Consider the following 14,613-nt stretch of genomic DNA (forward strand, 5'->3'; position numbering starts at 1 on the left):
GAAATCTGGGGGAAGGGGATGGCCGGTAACGAGCGCTGGCAGCAATTGCGCGAACTGTTCGACGCGGTGTGCGACCTTCCGCCCGAGTCCTGGCGCGGCGAGCTCGAGCGGCTGACCGGCGATGCGGACCTGCTGCGCGAGACCCTGGAACTGCTGGGCGCGCAGACGGTCGCCCTGGAGCGCGCCCGCGCGCCGCTGGACGGCCTGCTGTCGCGGATGTCCGCGCCGGAACTGCAGCCGGGCGACACCCTCGGCCCCTGGCGGCTGGCCGAACGGCTGGCATCGGGCGGCATGGGCGTGGTCTATGCCGCCGAGAGAGCCGACAACCTTTACGCGCGCAAGGTCGCGGTCAAGCTGCTGCGCGGCCTGTCCGACCCGCGCACCGCCGAACGCCTCGCCGAGGAGCGGCGCATCCTCGCCGGCCTGCAGCACCCGAACATCGCGCGGCTGTACGACGGCGGCACCACGGCCGCCGGGCTGCCGTACCTGGTGATGGAGTTCGTCGAAGGCGAACCGCTGGACGCATGGTGCGGCACGCACCGGCCGGACCTGCGGCAGCGGCTGGCGCTGTTCGTGCGCACCTGCCGCGCGGTGCAGGCCGCGCATGCGCACCTGGTGGTGCACTGCGACCTCAAGCCGAGCAACATCCTGGTGCGCGGGGACGGCGAACCGGTGCTGCTGGACTTCGGCATCGCGCGTCTGATGGACGAGGACGGGCAGGGCGCCGGCGCGATGTTCTGCACGCCCGCCTATGCCGCGCCGGAAACGGTGGCTGGACGCCCGGTGGGCGTGGCGAGCGATGTCTTCAGCCTCGGCGTGCTGCTGGTGGAATTGCTGGCGGACCGGCGGATCGAGCGCGGCGCCGACGACAGCGCGCTCCCGGTGGTCGCGCCCAGCCAGTGGGCGGGCGCCGACTGCCGGTGGCGCCGGCGCCTGCGCGGCGACCTGGATGCGATCGCCGCCCGGGCCTGCGCTCTAGACCCAAGCCGGCGCTACGCGTCGGTCGAAGCCCTGGCCAACGACGTCCAGCGCTACCTCGACCATCGCGCCGTCGGCGCGCGGCAGGGATCGCGCCTCTACCGGCTCGGGCGTGGGCTGCGCAGGCACTGGCAGGCCGCGGGCGTGGCGACGGTGATGCTCGGCCTCAGCGTGGCGTTCGTGTGGCGGCTCGGCGAAGAGCGCGCGCGCGCACAGCGCGAGGCGCAGGTGGCCGAACAGGTCGGACAGTTCATGCTGTCGGCCTTCGAGGCGGCCGATCCGCGCAAGCGCGGCAAGGGCGAGACCGAGGCCTCGGCCCGCGAGGTGCTGGACGCCGGTGCCGCGCGCATCGATGCAGAACTGGCCGACTCGCCGGCCATCCGCGCGCGCGTGCAGCAGGTGATCGGCCTGGCCTACAAGAACATCGGCCAGCCGCAGCGGGCGGAGGAGCTGCTGCGCGCGGCGGTGGAGGGACTGCTGGCCGACGGGGTGGACGAGCCGATGCTGGCTGCCGGCGCGATGAGCGACCTGGCCACGCTGCTGGCCAACGACCGGCGGGGCACGGAAGCCGAAGCGATGGCCCGGCGCGCGCTTGCCGTGCTCGACGGCGAGGCCGCCGCGGACGGCGCCGCCGCGGCGCATGCCTGGAACTCGCTCGGCCTGGCGCTCATGGAGCAGGAGCATTTCGACGACGCCGAAGCCGCGTTGCTGCGTTCGATGGAGATGCGCAGGCTGCTGCCGGACGCGCCGCGGATGCTCGCGGTGGCCAAGCACAACCTCGGCCTGCTCTACCGCCGGCGCGGCGACCTTGCCGGTTCGGAGGCCGCTTTGGAGGAAGCGCTGTCGATGAAGCGCGAGCTCAGCGGGGAGCGTTCCTACGAAGTGCTCAGCACGCGCCATGTGCTGGCCATGACCCTGGCCGAGCAGGGCCGCCTGGCGGAGGCCGAAAGGCTCCAGCGGCAGAACCTCGCGCTGGCGCGCGAGTTGTTCGGCGAGGCGAGCGACCATACCGCCACCGCCTACAACGAGCTGGCCAGCCTCAACCAGGACCTCGGCGAGTACGCGCTGGCTGCCGAGTACTACGATCGCGCGCTCGCGGTCGAAGCGGAAGTGTCCGGCGAGCAGAGCGTCAGCTACATGGTCACGTTGAACAACCTGGCCACGCTGGAGGAGTCGCGTGGCGACCCGGAGCGCGCGCTGCAGCTGTTCCGCCGCTCGTTCGAGTACCGGCGCGCGAGCCTGGGCCCGGACAACCCGAGCGCCCTGCGCGCGGAGGTCAACCTCGGGCGGGCGCTGATGCGCGTCGGCCGCCTGGCCGAGGCCGAGCCGCTGATCGCGCGCGCGATGGCCGCCTGGGCGACGAGGCTGGAGCCGGATGCGGCGGACATGTTGCGCACGCGCCTGGGCTGGGCGGAATGGGAGCTGCGCGCGGGACGGTTCGAGGCTGCCGACGCCACCCTCGAGGCGTTGCGGCCGCTGTTCGCGGGCAAGCCACCGGCGCTGGTGTTCCGCCACCAGGCGCTGGTCGCCGAACTGCTGCAGCGCCGCGGCCGCGCGGCCGAGGCGGTGGAGGCCTGGGCGCTGGCGCTGGCGCAGGCCGAAGCCCAGTTCGGCAGCGAGAGCATCTCGACCGCGCGCTGGCGGGTCCCCTATGCGGAAGCGCTGCTGCAGGCGGGCCAGGTGGACCAGGCGCGTGCGCAGGTGCGCCAGGCGGCGCCGGTGCTGCGTGCGCAACTGGTGCCCGGCTCGGAGCTGCCGCTTCGCCTGGACGCGCTGGAAAGCAGCCTGGGCAAGGGTTGACGGTTCATCGGCGGGCTGCGGCGTCCGGGCATGGGTATGGAGTCGCGTGCAGTCAGGGGCGTCGGGTCGCCGATGAATCGGCTCCTACAAGGCAACCGGGCCATCGCCGCGCCCCGCGAGCGCCGGGTGCGACGGCGTTCAGGCCGTCGCCACGGCCCGGCGGACTTGAAGCGCCTGGATCAGACTTCCAGCGACGCGAGGTCGCCCTTGGTCTCCAGCAGCGCCCCCGCCGAACCCGGGTGCGACGACGGTGGGGCCGTCGCCACGGTCCAGCGGTGTTGAAGCGCGACGCTCAGACTTCCAGCGAGGCCAGGTCGCCATTGGTCTCCAGCAGCGCCCCCGCCGAACCGGGGTGCGACGACGGTGGGGCCGTCGCCACGGCCCAGCGGTGTTGAAGCGCGACGCTCAGACTTCCAGCGAGGCCAGGTCGCCCTTGGTCTCCAGCCGCGCCCCCGCCGAACCGGGGTGCGACGACGGTGGGGCCGTCGCCACGGCCCAGCGGTGTTGAAGCGCGACGCTCAGACTTCCAGCGAGGCCAGGTCGCCCTTGGTCTCCAGCCACGCCTTGCGATCCGACGCCCGCTTCTTCGCCAGCAGCATGTCCATCAGCGCACGGGTCTGCTCGCCATCGTCCACGGTCAGCTGGACCAGGCGGCGGGTGTCGGGATGGATCGCCGACTCGCGCAGCTGCTCCGGGTTCATCTCGCCCAGGCCCTTGAAGCGGGTGACATTGACCTGGCCCTTGATCTTCTCTCGGGCGATCTTCTCCAACAGCAGGCGCTTTTCCTCTTCGTCCAGCGCGTAGAACACCTGCTTGCCCACGTCCACGCGGAACAGCGGCGGCATCGCCACGAACACGTGGCCGGCCGCGACCAGCGCCGGGAAGTGGCGCAGGAACAGCGCCGCCAGCAGGGTGGCGATATGCAGGCCGTCGGAGTCGGCGTCGGCCAGGATGATCACCTTGCCGTAGCGCAGGCCGCCGATGTCGTCCTTGCCCGGGTCGCAGCCGATCGCCACGGCCAGGTTGTGCACTTCCTCGGAGGCCAGCACGGTGCTGCTGGCCACTTCCCAGGTGTTGAGTATTTTCCCACGCAAGGGAAGGATCGCCTGGAAATCCTTGTCGCGCGCCTGCCGCGCGCTGCCGCCGGCCGAGTCGCCCTCCACCAGGAACAGTTCGGTGCGAGACAGGTCCTGGCTGATGCAGTCGGCCAGCTTGCCCGGCAGCGCCGGGCCCTGGGTGACCTTCTTGCGCACGACCTGCTTTTCGGTCTTCAGGCGCGCGCTGGCGCGTTCGATCGCGATCTGCGCGATCTTCTCGCCCAGTTCCACATGCTGGTTCAGCCACAGGCTGAAGGCGTCGTGCGCGGCGCCTTCGATGAAGCCGGCGGCCTGGCGCGAGGACAGACGTTCCTTGGTCTGGCCGCTGAACTGCGGGTCCGTCATCTTCAGCGACAGCACGAAGGCGACCCGGTCCCATACGTCCTCGGGCGCCAGCTTCACGCCGCGCGGCAGCAGGTTGCGGAAGTCGCAGAATTCGCGCAGCGCATCGGTCAGGCCCGAGCGCAGGCCATTGACGTGGGTGCCGTGCTGGGCGGTCGGGATCAGGTTGACATAGCTCTCCTGCACCAGCTCGCCCTCGGCGATCCACGCGACCGCCCAGTCCACCACTTCGGTGTCCTTCTTCAGCGCGCCGGTGAACAGGTCCGCCGGCAGCAGTTCACGGCCGGCCAGTTCGCCCTTGAGGTAATCGCGCAGGCCGTCCTCGTAATGCCAGGTGTCGCGCTCGCCGGTGGCCTCGTCGAACAGGGTCACGGTCAGGCCGGGGCAGAGCACGGCCTTGGCGCGCAGCAGGTGGCGCAGGGCGCGGGCGTTGATCTTGGGGCTGTCGAAATACTTCGGGTCGGGCCAGAAGCGCACCCGGGTACCGGTGTTCTTCCTGCCGACGCTGCCGACCACCTCCAGCGGGGTGGCGCGGTCGCCGTTGCGGAAGGTGATGCGGTGCTCGCTGCCCTCGCGCTTGATGTGCACTTCCACCAGCGTGGACAGCGCGTTGACCACGCTCACGCCCACGCCGTGCAGGCCGCCGGAGAAGGTGTAGTTCTTGTTGCTGAACTTTCCGCCGGCGTGCAGGCGGGTGAGGATCAGCTCCACGCCCGGGATCCTCTCCTCGGGGTGGATGTCCACCGGCATGCCGCGGCCGTCGTCGGACACCTCGCAGCTGCCGTCCCTGAACAGCGTGACCTCGATCGCCTGTGCGTGGCCGGCCAGGGCCTCGTCCACGGCGTTGTCGATGACCTCCTGGGCCAGGTGGTTCGGGCGCGACGTGTCGGTGTACATGCCCGGCCGGCGCTTGACCGGATCCAGGCCGGAGAGGACTTCGATATCGGCGGCGTTGTAGCGGCTGCTCATGGAACCTTGCGAAGGCGCGGATGCGACGCGGAAGTGTGCGGCCTGGCCCCGCTTTTTGCACCCCATCCCTGCGCCGGCCCCCCGTTCAGGGGGGCTAGGGTGCCCGGAGGGTATAACCGGTGTGCCAGAGCGGTCCGGTGCTGGAAAATCCAGCGCAACGGCCCCACTTGGCGATCGAGACCACGGCCGGCCCCGCCGGCCAGGGCAGCAGGAGGACGATGATGAATCGACGATTTTTCTGGACGGTAGCCGCCGGCGTGGTGGCGCTCGCGGCGGCGGTGCCGTTGCTGGCCCAGGATCGCGGCCAGTCCAAGGCCCAGCAGAATGCGGCGCTCGCCGAGCACAAGGCGCAGGAGCAGCGCGAACGCGAAGAGGCCGCCGAGCGCGCCAAGCGCCGCGAGGCCGCCCGGGCCGGCCAGGACGGGCGCGACAAGCAGCGCCCGCAGCGGGAAGAGGAAGAGGAAGAACAGCGCGACCCGCGCTGAACCGGCGGTTCGCGGTATAGCACCCGGCCCGGCGGAACCCCGCCAGGCCTCTCCGGCCCGGAACGGGCCGTTGCGGTGGGCATGGCTTGGGCGCGGCCGGGCGAGCCGGTAGACTATGGGTTTCCGGAGCCCCGCCCATGACTCCCCTCATTTTCGTTACCGGCGGCGTCGTGTCCTCGCTTGGCAAGGGCATCGCCGCGGCTTCGCTTGCGTCCATCCTCGAAACCCGTGGCCTGAAGGTCACGATGATGAAGCTGGACCCCTATATCAACGTCGACCCGGGCACGATGAGCCCGTTCCAGCACGGCGAGGTGTACGTCACCGACGACGGCGCCGAGACCGACCTGGACCTGGGCCACTACGAGCGCTTCGTGCGCACGCGCCTGAGCCGCAGGAACTCGGTCACCACCGGCCGCATCTACGAGAGCGTGATCCGCAAGGAACGCCGCGGCGACTACCTCGGCGCGACCGTGCAGGTGATCCCGCACATCACCGACGAGATCAAGCGCTGCATCGACGAGGCCACCGAGGGCTTCGACGTGGCCCTGGTCGAGATCGGCGGCACGGTCGGCGACATCGAGTCGCTGCCGTTCCTGGAGGCGATCCGCCAGATCCGCGCCGAGCGCGGCCCGGACAAGGCGCTGTTCATGCACCTGACGCTGGTGCCGTGGATCGCCGCCGCTGGCGAGCTGAAGACCAAGCCCACGCAGCATTCCGTCAAGGAACTGCGCTCGATCGGCATCCAGCCCGACGTGCTGCTCTGCCGCAGCGAGCAGCCGCTGCCCGATGGCGAGCGGCGCAAGATCGCCCTGTTCACCAACGTCCCCGAGCGCGCGGTGATCTCGGTGCAGGACGTGGACGTGCTGTACAAGCTGCCGATCGAGCTGCACGCACAGGGCCTGGACGCCCTGGTCGCCGACCGCCTGCGCCTGCCGGTGGCCCGCCCGGCCGACCTTTCGGAATGGGAGGCGGCGGTCGATGCGACCGTGCATCCGGTCGACGAGGTCACCATCGCCGTGGTCGGCAAGTACGTGGACCACAAGGACGCCTACAAGTCGGTGGGCGAGGCGCTCAAGCATGGCGGCCTGCGCCAGCGCACCCGGGTCAACCTGAAGTGGCTGGAGTCCCAGGACGTGGAGGAGGGCGCGCAAGCCCTGCTCGGCGACGTCGACGGCATCCTGGTGCCGGGCGGATTCGGCGACCGTGGTTTCGAGGGCAAGGTGATGACCGCGCAGTTCGCGCGCGAGCACGGCGTGCCGTACTTCGGCATCTGCTACGGCATGCAGGCGGCGGTGGTCGACTACGCCCGCCACAAGGCCGGCCTGGAAGGCGCCAACAGCACCGAGAACGACAAGCAGTGCGAGCATCCGGTGATCGGGCTGATCACCGAGTGGCGCACCAACAGCGGCGAGATCGAAAAGCGCGACGAAAAGTCGGACCTGGGCGGCACCATGCGCCTGGGCCTGCAGGAGCAGCGGCTCAAGCCGGGCACCCTGGCCCGCGAGCTGTACGGCAAGGACGTGGTGGCCGAGCGCCACCGGCACCGCTACGAGTTCAACAACCGCTACCGCACCCAGCTGGAAGACGCCGGCCTGGTCATCTCGGCCAAGTCGATGGACGACCTGCTGGTGGAAATGGTCGAGCTGCCGCGCGAGGTCCATCCGTGGTTCCTGGCCTGCCAGGCGCACCCGGAGTTCCTGTCCACGCCGCGCGAGGGCCATCCGCTGTTCGTCGGCTTCATCCGCGCCGCGCGCGAGAAGAAGGCCGGCGGCAAGCTGCTCAAGGAAGCGCGGGCCTGAGCCCGTAGCGCTTCCCGAGGGAGGGCGCCGCTGAGTCCGGCGCTTCCTTTACCTCCTGCCAGGGGCGCCGTAACGGCGCCCCTGTCGTATGCAGCCAGTTCCCGGGCATAGCTCCTTCAAGGCGGAAGCGGCCGGACAAGTCCGGCTCTACGAAAGCGCAAGCGCCGGCGCCTCCACGCCCTGCCGTCGTACGCACACATGGGCACGCTGTCTGTGCGCATTGTTGGGTTGTTGCTCTTCCATGCAGGTTCGCCAGTTCCGCACGTCGTGGTGAGGGGGTTCCCACCCGTAAGTAAAGGAGGAGGCACCGGCTTCACCGGTGCCGGGGGACATGGAGGGTGGGAACCCCCTCGCCATGACGCCTTAGCCACGCCTCCGCAACGTCGCGTCCGCTACGCCGTCCCGCGACCACGACCCGGTCACCGCCCGATGCTTTCCCCGGCAACCGACCCGGAACCCGCAAGTCTTGGAAAACAGGGGCAAACCAAGGCAGGACCGGCCGCGGTCCGCTAAACTCCTGCCCGACTCCACCCACCGGACGTTTGCGCTTCCATGACCAGCATCGCCAAGATCCACGCCCGCGAAATCCTCGACAGCCGCGGCAATCCCACCCTCGAGGCCGAGGTCACCCTGGCCGACGGTTCCTTCGGCCGCGCCGCGGTGCCGTCCGGCGCCTCGACCGGCACCAAGGAGGCGGTGGAGCTGCGCGACGGCGACAAGACCCGCTACCTGGGCAAGGGCGTGAAGAACGCGGTAGCCAACGTCAACGGCGCGATCGCCTCCGCGCTGGCCGGCTTCGATGCCGCCGACCAGCAGGGCCTGGACCGCCGCCTGATCGACCTGGACGGCACCGAGAACAAGGGCCGGCTGGGCGCCAACGCGCTGCTGGGCGTGTCGCTGGCCAACGCCCATGCCGTGGCCGCCTCGAAGAAGCAGCCGCTGTGGCAGTACCTGTCCACGATCACCGAGTCGGACGTGGCCCTGCCGGTGCCGATGATGAACATCATCAACGGCGGCGCGCACGCGGACAACAACGTCGACTTCCAGGAGTTCATGGTCCTGCCCGTCGGCGCCGCCTCGTTCTCCGAGGCGCTGCGCGCGGGCACCGAGATCTTCCATTCGCTCAAGTCGGTGCTCAAGGGCCATGGCCTGAGCACCGCGGTCGGCGACGAGGGCGGTTTCGCCCCGGATTTCCGCAGCAATGTCGAAGCGCTGGACACCATCCTCGAGGCGATCGGCAAGGCCGGCTACACCGCGGGCGAGGACGTGATGCTGGGCCTGGATGTGGCCTCCTCGGAGTTCTACGACAACGGCAAGTACCACCTGGTCGGCGAGGGCAAGCGCCTGTCGTCCGAGCAGTTCGTCGACTTCCTCGCCGACTGGGCCGCGCAGTATCCGATCATCACCATCGAGGACGGCCTGGCCGAGGACGACTGGGCCGGCTGGAAGCTGATCACCGAGCGCATCGGTTCGAAGGTGCAGCTGGTGGGCGACGACCTGTTCGTGACCAACCCGAAGATCCTCAAGCAGGGCATCGAGTCGGGTACCGCCAATGCGGTCCTGATCAAGGTCAACCAGATCGGCACCCTGACCGAGACCCTGGAAGCCATCGCCATGGCGCACCACGCCAACTACGCGGCGATCGTCTCGCACCGCTCCGGCGAGACCGAGGACACGACGATCTCCGATATAGCGGTCGCCACCACCGCCACCCAGATCAAGACCGGCTCGCTGTGCCGCAGCGACCGGGTGGCCAAGTACAACCAGCTGCTGCGCATCGAAGAAGCGCTGGGCGGATCGGCCCGCTACGCCGGCCGCAGCGCCTTCGTCTCGCTCAAGCGCTGACGCCGGAGCCGCGATGCGCGCGATGCGCTGGGTGCTGCTGGGGCTGGTGCTGCTGCTGGGATGGCTGCAGTACCGGCTCTGGTTCGGCATCGGCAGCGCGGGCGAGGTCGCGGCGCTGGAGGCCCAGGTCGAACACCAGGGCCGCGAGAACGGCGGCCTGAAGGAACGCAACGCAGCACTGGCCGCCGAGGTGCGCGACCTGAAGGAAGGCGTGGCCGCGGTCGAGGAGCGCGCGCGCAGCGAGCTGGGCATGATCAAGCCGGGCGAACTGTTCTACCGGGTGGTGGAGGATCCGGCGCAGCGCGCGCCGGCGCCCGACCCCGACGCCACGGGCGAGGCGAACGCCGGGGAGGCCGACTGATGGCGTCGGTCTGGGCGGTCGTCCCCGCCGCCGGGCGCGGCACGCGCTTCGGTGGCGAGGTACCCAAGCAGTACCTGCAGGTCGGCGGACGCCCGCTGCTGGCCTACACGCTCGACGCTCTGCTGGCCCATCCGGCGGTGGCCGGCGTGGTCGTGGCTCTGGCGGCCGACGACCCGTGGTGGCCGGGCTGGAGCGACCATGCAGGCAAGCCGGTGCTCACGTGCACCGGCGGCGCCAGTCGCGCCGCGTCCGTGCTCGCGGCGATGGCGGCATTGCCCGAATCGGTGCGCGCCGACGATTTCGTGCTGGTGCACGATGCCGCGCGGCCGAACCTGGCGCCGGCCGACCTCGACCGCCTGCTGGAACAGGGCCGTGCCGATCCGGTCGGCGCGATCCTGGCCGCCCCGGTCCGCGACACCCTCAAGCGCGCCGGCGACGACGGCGGCATCGACCGCACCGAGCCGCGCGAGCGGCTGTGGCGCGCGCTGACGCCGCAGCTGTTCCGCCGCCTGCAGCTGGCCCGCGCCCTGCAGGCCGCCGCGGACGCCGGCGTGGAGGTGACCGACGAGGCGATGGCGCTGGAGCGCCAGGGTGCGCGCCCGCTGCTGGTCGAGGGGCGCGAGGACAACTTCAAGGTCACCACGCCCGCGGACCTGGCACGATTCGAGTTCGAGCTCTCACGACGGCCGTCGTAGGAGCACAGCCCCAGGGGCGGCACCGGCGTCGGAGTCGTGATGGTGTCGGCTGTGTCGACGGACGTCGCGTCGCCGATGAGGATCGGCTCCTACAATAGCGCCACGGCCACCGCTTGCCCAAGGATTTCCATGGCAGACCTTCCTCCCTTCCGCATCGGCCAGGGCTACGACGTGCATGTCTTCGGCGACGGCGACCACGTCATGCTCGGCGGCGTGCGCGTGCCGCACGATAGCGGCGTCGTTGCGCACAGCGACGGCGACGTGGCCTTGCACGCGCTGTGCGACGCGATCCTTGGCGCGCTGGCGCTGGGCGACATCGGCGTGCATTTCCCGCCCAGCGACGAACGCTGGCGCGGCGCCGACAGCGTGGAGCTGCTGCGCCACTGCGTGGCGCTGGCCGGCGACCGCGGCTGGACGCTGGGCAATGCCGACATCACCGTGGTCTGCGAGCGTCCCAAGGTCGGGCCGCATGCGGCGGCCATGCGCCAGCGCATCGCGCAGGCCTGTGGGGTGGGCATCGACGCGGTGAGCGTCAAGGCCACCACCAGCGAGAAGCTGGGCTTCACCGGCCGCGGCGAGGGCATCGCCGCCCAGGCGGTCGCACTGCTGGTGAAGTCGTGAACGAACCGGTCGCGCTGCGCGGCGCGTTCGGCGCGCCGGTGCTGGCGGCGCGCATCCGCGCGCAGGCCGAGGATTTCCGGGTCGAGGAACTGGACGGGTTCGAGGCCAGCGGCGAGGGCGAGCACCTGCTGCTGACCATCGAAAAGCGCGGCATGAACACCGCCTTCGTCGCGCGCGAGATCGCCCACTGGGCAGGCGTGGCCGAGCACGCGGTCGGCTATGCCGGGCTCAAGGACCGCCACGCGGTCACCCGGCAGCGCTTCAGCGTGCAACTGCCCGGGCGCGAGGCGCCCGATGTCGCCTCCCTGGAGCGCGACGGCCTGCGCGTGCTGGCGCAGGAGCGGCACCGCCGCAAGCTCCCGCGCGGCGCGCTGGCAGGCAACCGGTTCGAGCTGGTGCTTCGGGACGTGGCCGGCGACCGCGCCGCGATCGAGGAGCGCCTGGCGCAGGTCGCCGCCCATGGCGTTCCCAACGCGTTCGGCGAGCAGCGCTTCGGCCATGGGGGCGGCAACGTCAACAAGGCGCTGTCGATGTTCGCCGGGCGCCGGGTCGGGCGCGAGCAGCGGTCGTTGCTGCTGTCGGCGGCGCGTTCGGTGCTGTTCAACCGCGTGCTGGACGCGCGCGTGGCCGATGGCAGTTGGGAGCGGGGCATGGATGGCGAGGTATGGATGCTGGCCGGCAGCCGCAGCGTATTCGGGCCGGAACCGTGGAGCGATGCGCTGGCCGAGCGGCTGGCCGGTTTCGACATCCATCCCAGCGGACCGCTGTGGGGACGCGGCGATCTGCGCAGCGAGGGGCCGTGCCGCGAGCTGGAACTCGCCGCGCTGGCCGACGCCGAGTCGCTCGCATTGCGCGACGGGCTGGAACGGGGGGGGCTGGAGCAGGAGCGCCGTGCGCTGCGCGTGCGTGCCGACGGGCTGGCGTGGGAGTGGACGGATCCGGCCAGCCTGCGGCTGGCGTTCTCGCTGCCGCCGGGCAGCTATGCCACCGCGGTGCTGGCGCAGCTGGGCGACATCGCCGACGCGGCGCCGTAGAGCGGGGCTTGCCCCGCTTCGTCGGGGGCGTCGTTTCGCCGTGCGCGGGCAGCCGGGCAAGCCCCGCTCTACGGAAAAAAGAACGGCCCCTTGCGGGGCCGTCCGGGTTTCGTGGTCGCTGGCGGTCCGGTCAGAAGCCGCCGCCGAAGGTGAACTGCAGGCGTTCGATCTCGTCGCCGTCCTTCTTCTTGAACGGGTAGGCGTAGCTGATCGAGATCGGGCCGACGGGCGCGCGCCACAGCAGGGCCACGCCGGCCGACGCGCGCAGCTCGTTGGCGTCGAAGTTGTCCCAGCCGTCGTACACGTTGCCGAAGTCGACGAACGCCGACACGCGCGCCGCCTTGCTGTCGAACAGGCGCGGGAAGACCATCTCGATCTGGCCGACGGTCTTCAGCGAACCACCCAGCGGCTGGCCGCGCGAGTAGCCGCCGGTCGGCTCCGAGCGCGGGCCCAGGGTGTTGTCGCGGAAACCGCGCACCGAGCGCGTGCCGCCGGCGTAGAAGTTCTCGAAGAACGGCAGCCCGGTGGCGACCACCGTCTTGTCGTAGTCCGGCGAGCTCGGCAGGCAGGGCTCGCTGGGCGCCGGACCCGGCACGTAGGTGTCGATCTGCCCGTCGCCATCGCTGTCCACGTAGGAGCCCGGGGTCCAGCAGAGGTTGCGCACGGTGTCGTCGCCGTAGCTGTCGCCGTAGCCCAGGTCCAGGCCCGTGCGCAGCACGAACGCCGGATGCAGCATCCAGTACCGGGAGAACTCGTAGTTGATCTTGAAGTACTCGACGGTCGAACCCGGCAGCGTGGTTTCCAGGCCGATCCGCTGGTACATGCCGCGGGTCGGCATGAAGAAGTCGTTGCGGGTGTCGCGCGCCCAGCCCAGCTCGGTGCGCCAGGCGTGGAAGGTGCGCTGGCCGACCGCGTTGACGTAGTCGATGATCGACTGCGGCGTGCTGCCCGGATAGGTCTGGATCTGGTTGCTGTCGATGCCGCCCAGCAGCGAGATGGAGCTGTGTTCGGTGATCGGCAGGCCCAGCACCGCCTGCGCCGCGGCGTTGGTGCTGTTGTACTGGGCGGTGTTGAAGTCCGAGTAGTCCAGCTCGCGCCACCACAGGTTGTAGCCCAGCGACAGGCCCTCGTCGGTGAAGAACGGGTTGAGGTAGGAGAACGCGTAGCGCTGCATGTAGTCGCTGCGCTGCGCCTCCACCGACACCCGGTTGCCGCCGCCGAGGAAATTGTTCTGGGACAGCTGGATCGAGGCGGTCATGCCGGCCAGCTGCGAGTAGCCCAGGCCGAACACGAAGCTGCCGGAGGTGGTTTCCTTGACGTTGAACACCACGTCGACCTGGTCGCTGGTGCCGGCCACGGCCGGGGTCTCGACCTCGACGGTCTCGAAGTAGCCCAGCCGCTGCAGGCGGATCTTGGAGCGGTCGATCGCCGCCTGCGAGTACCAGGCATTCTCGAACTGGCGCATCTCCCGGCGGATCACCTCGTCGGAGGTGCGGGTGTTGCCCTTGAACACGATCCGGCGCACGTTGACGCGCGGGCCGGGCACCACCTGCAGGTTGATCGCGACGGTGCGGTCCTCGCGGTTGGTGGTCGGCACCGGGTTCACCCGCGCGAACGCGTAGCCGATGTTGGACAGGGTGTTGGTGATGGAGTCGGCCGACAGCTCGAGCAGCACGCGCGAGAAGGTGTCGCCGGCCTTGGGGATCACCAGGCGCTCGATCTGGTCCTGCGGCAGGACCGTATCGCCGGTGACCTTGATCTCGGAAATGGTGTAGACCTCGCCCTCGGTGACGCTGGCGGTGAGGTACATGTCGCGCTTTTCGGGGCTGATCGAGACCTGGGTGGAATCGATGCTGAAGTCGATGTAGCCGCGGTCCAGGTACCAGGAGTTGAGCTTTTCCATGTCGCCGGAGAGCTTCTCGCGCGAGTACTGGTCGTCGCGCCGGTACCAGGACAGCCAGCCGCTCTCGCGCGACTCCCAGTTGGCCAGGATGTCCTCGTTCGAGAAGGAGTCGGTGCCGATCACGTTGACGTGGCGGATCTTGGCCGCCTTGCCTTCCTTGACGTCGATGGTGACGTCGACGCGGTTGCGGTCCAGCGGCGAGACCGTGGGGGTGATCTGGACGTTGTACTTGCCGCGGTTGTTGTACTGGCGGGTCAGTTCCTGGGTCACCCGGTCCAGGGCCAGCCGGTCGAAGGTCTCGCCCTCGGCCAGGCCGATGTCCTGCAGGCCCTTGGTCAGGTCCTCGGTCTTGATGTCCTTGTTGCCGGTCAGGGTCAGCTTGTTGATCGCCGGGCGTTCCTTGACCGTGATCACCAGGATGTCGCCCTGGCGGTCCACCGCGACGTCCTCGAAGAAGCCGGTGCGGTAGAGCGCGCGGATGGTCTCGCCGGCGGCGGCCTGGTCCATCGTCTCGCCCCGTTCCACCGGCAGGTAGGTGAACACGGTGCCGGCCGCGATCCGCTGCAGGCCGTCGATGCGGATGTCGCTCACGGTGAACGGCTCGACCGACTGCGCCATCGCCGGCAGGGACAGGGTCGAGGCGAGGGCGAGGGCGAGCAGGCGGCGCACGGGGTATCGCGTCAT

10 protein-coding genes are annotated in these 14,613 nt (G+C 70.2%); 8 read left to right on the forward strand and 2 right to left on the reverse strand.

Annotation, left to right across the window (positions count from 1 at the left end; translation table 11 throughout):
- Positions 1-18 precede the first annotated feature (18 nt).
- A complete protein-coding gene (locus tag ABKA19_RS12565; RefSeq protein ID WP_353689186.1) occupies positions 19-2,778 on the forward strand; it encodes a tetratricopeptide repeat protein in 2,760 nt (919 codons plus the stop codon).
- Between the two features lie 518 nt (positions 2,779-3,296).
- On the opposite strand, the gene parE is transcribed toward ABKA19_RS12565, so the two are convergent.
- On the reverse strand, positions 3,297-5,186 hold the full coding sequence (parE, locus tag ABKA19_RS12570) for a DNA topoisomerase IV subunit B (RefSeq protein WP_353689187.1): 1,890 nt from the start codon (positions 5,184-5,186) through the stop codon (positions 3,297-3,299).
- Between the two features lie 221 nt (positions 5,187-5,407).
- On the opposite strand from parE, the gene ABKA19_RS12575 reads away from it, so the two are divergent.
- From ABKA19_RS12575 to truD, 7 genes are all read left to right on the forward strand, one after another.
- The gene (locus ABKA19_RS12575) at positions 5,408-5,671 is read left to right on the forward strand and encodes a hypothetical protein (RefSeq protein WP_353689188.1); all 264 of its coding nucleotides are present in this window, start codon (positions 5,408-5,410) and stop codon (positions 5,669-5,671) included.
- 137 nt (positions 5,672-5,808) lie between these two features.
- Positions 5,809-7,470, forward strand: coding sequence for a CTP synthase (gene pyrG / locus ABKA19_RS12580; RefSeq protein WP_353689189.1), 1,662 nt, complete (start codon positions 5,809-5,811; stop codon positions 7,468-7,470).
- A 552-nt stretch (positions 7,471-8,022) separates the two neighbouring features.
- The gene (eno, locus tag ABKA19_RS12585) at positions 8,023-9,315 is read left to right on the forward strand and encodes a phosphopyruvate hydratase (RefSeq protein WP_353689190.1); all 1,293 of its coding nucleotides are present in this window, start codon (positions 8,023-8,025) and stop codon (positions 9,313-9,315) included.
- Positions 9,316-9,328: 13 nt separating this feature from the next.
- A complete protein-coding gene (gene ftsB / locus ABKA19_RS12590) occupies positions 9,329-9,676 on the forward strand; it encodes a cell division protein FtsB (RefSeq protein WP_353689191.1) in 348 nt (115 codons plus the stop codon).
- Positions 9,676-10,371, forward strand: a complete 696-nt coding sequence (ispD, locus tag ABKA19_RS12595) for a 2-C-methyl-D-erythritol 4-phosphate cytidylyltransferase (protein WP_502945783.1) — start codon at positions 9,676-9,678, stop codon at positions 10,369-10,371. Before ftsB ends, ispD begins: the two co-directional genes overlap by 1 nt.
- 129 nt (positions 10,372-10,500) lie before the next feature.
- Positions 10,501-10,992: a 2-C-methyl-D-erythritol 2,4-cyclodiphosphate synthase gene (gene ispF, locus ABKA19_RS12600; RefSeq protein ID WP_353689192.1), complete on the forward strand. Its 492-nt coding sequence runs from the start codon at positions 10,501-10,503 to the stop codon at positions 10,990-10,992.
- Complete coding sequence (gene truD / locus ABKA19_RS12605) at positions 10,989-12,026, forward strand: tRNA pseudouridine(13) synthase TruD (protein ID WP_353689193.1); 1,038 nt, start codon at positions 10,989-10,991, stop codon at positions 12,024-12,026. Before ispF ends, truD begins: the two co-directional genes overlap by 4 nt.
- 130 nt (positions 12,027-12,156) lie before the next feature.
- Here truD and bamA read toward each other — a convergent pair whose 3' ends face one another.
- On the reverse strand, positions 12,157-14,613 hold the full coding sequence (gene bamA / locus ABKA19_RS12610; RefSeq protein WP_162376829.1) for an outer membrane protein assembly factor BamA: 2,457 nt from the start codon (positions 14,611-14,613) through the stop codon (positions 12,157-12,159).

It is taken from the genome of Pseudoxanthomonas sp. Soil82 (assembly GCF_040446535.1).
Classification (GTDB): Bacteria; Pseudomonadota; Gammaproteobacteria; order Xanthomonadales; family Xanthomonadaceae; genus Pseudoxanthomonas; species Pseudoxanthomonas kaohsiungensis.

What these genes read in the sequence shown, in the direction of transcription:
- ispF (WP_353689192.1), top strand. Translation starts at nt 10,501, where the DNA reads ATGGCAGACCTTCCTCCCTTCCGCATCGGCCAGGGCTACGACGTGCAT.
- eno (WP_353689190.1), top strand. Translation starts at nt 8,023, where the DNA reads ATGACCAGCATCGCCAAGATCCACGCCCGCGAAATCCTCGACAGCCGC.
- parE (WP_353689187.1), bottom strand. Translation starts at nt 5,186, where the DNA reads ATGAGCAGCCGCTACAACGCCGCCGATATCGAAGTCCTCTCCGGCCTG.
- ispD (WP_502945783.1), top strand. Translation starts at nt 9,676, where the DNA reads ATGGCGTCGGTCTGGGCGGTCGTCCCCGCCGCCGGGCGCGGCACGCGC.
- ftsB (WP_353689191.1), top strand. Translation starts at nt 9,329, where the DNA reads ATGCGCGCGATGCGCTGGGTGCTGCTGGGGCTGGTGCTGCTGCTGGGA.
- pyrG (WP_353689189.1), top strand. Translation starts at nt 5,809, where the DNA reads ATGACTCCCCTCATTTTCGTTACCGGCGGCGTCGTGTCCTCGCTTGGC.
- bamA (WP_162376829.1), bottom strand. Translation starts at nt 14,613, where the DNA reads ATGACGCGATACCCCGTGCGCCGCCTGCTCGCCCTCGCCCTCGCCTCG.
- ABKA19_RS12565 (WP_353689186.1), top strand. Translation starts at nt 19, where the DNA reads ATGGCCGGTAACGAGCGCTGGCAGCAATTGCGCGAACTGTTCGACGCG.
- ABKA19_RS12575 (WP_353689188.1), top strand. Translation starts at nt 5,408, where the DNA reads ATGAATCGACGATTTTTCTGGACGGTAGCCGCCGGCGTGGTGGCGCTC.